This window comes from Leptolyngbya sp. CCY15150, assembly GCF_016888135.1.
Lineage (GTDB): Bacteria > Cyanobacteriota > Cyanobacteriia > RECH01 > RECH01 > RECH01.
The window spans coordinates 1-903 of sequence record NZ_JACSWB010000246.1 but is presented as its reverse complement, the minus strand read 5'-3'; the positions used below and the strand labels follow the sequence as shown (position 1 = coordinate 903).

General features: G+C 49.4%; 1 protein-coding gene. It reads right to left on the bottom strand.

What is annotated here, in order from left to right; translation table 11 throughout:
- The coding region (locus tag JUJ53_RS19300; protein ID WP_204153674.1) for an IS701 family transposase at window positions 1–839 on the bottom strand (839 nt) is incomplete at its 3' end.
- Between the last annotated feature and the right edge of the window lie 64 nt (window positions 840–903).

Genomic DNA, 903 nt, shown 5'->3' with positions numbered 1-903 from the left:
CAAGTTGAGGCCGACGGTAGGGTTTCTTTGTCAGTGGTCAGTTGCCAGTAGCGCTGGGCACGTCGTTTGCCATAGACAATCTCTCGAATGAAGCGAGTTTCGTGGCTACCATCACTAAACGTCCGCTCATACTCACGCCAGCGATTGGCTCGCACTTGTTGCTCTTTAGGCAATAGAACGGCATGGTTAGAACGGATAGCCAGCACGTAGGGTAGAGCCATTCGATGGAGTGTCTTGACAAAACTGCTGCCGCTTTCGCCATAGGCACTATCGGCCAGAACCAGTTCAAATTTGAAGCCTATCTCACAGAGGTCTTGAACCATGGCTGCTGCGATCTCGGGCTTGGTACGATGAGTGTCTTCTGCGCTTAATCGTGCTTTTGGCTTATAGACTTCAAAGGCTAAGGGAAAAGCGATGTTGTCAATCACCCCGTAGGCATCTACTGAAACAATCCCGTTCTCTACTTTGCCCAAGTTGCCGATGTACTGCCGTTTGACATAGTCCGTGACATGTCCTTTCTTGCGATCTCCTGTTTCATCAATCACCAGCACTAGCTTTCGCGTACCCACAAGGGAGAGAATCAGGTCTATGCGTCGTTGCCTCAAGTCCTTAACACACCACGGAGAGTTGACCAAAAACTGTTGTAATGATTGAGCATTCGGCAACCCTGTGACTTTTGCAATCGCTGGTAGCGATTTTCGTTTCGCTTCAGATATCATCCCCACATGCAGATGCTTGAACGCTTCGAAGCTTCTCACCTCGACAAATAGGTCTCGGTAACGTTCGCAATACTCATCCACAAACCCTACTGTCGCCTTGGCTATACGGGGTGCTATCATCGCTTCTCACTAGGTTCCAGCCCTTTTACTCTATTCTATCTACCGCCAGAGTCATTGAAGAGCG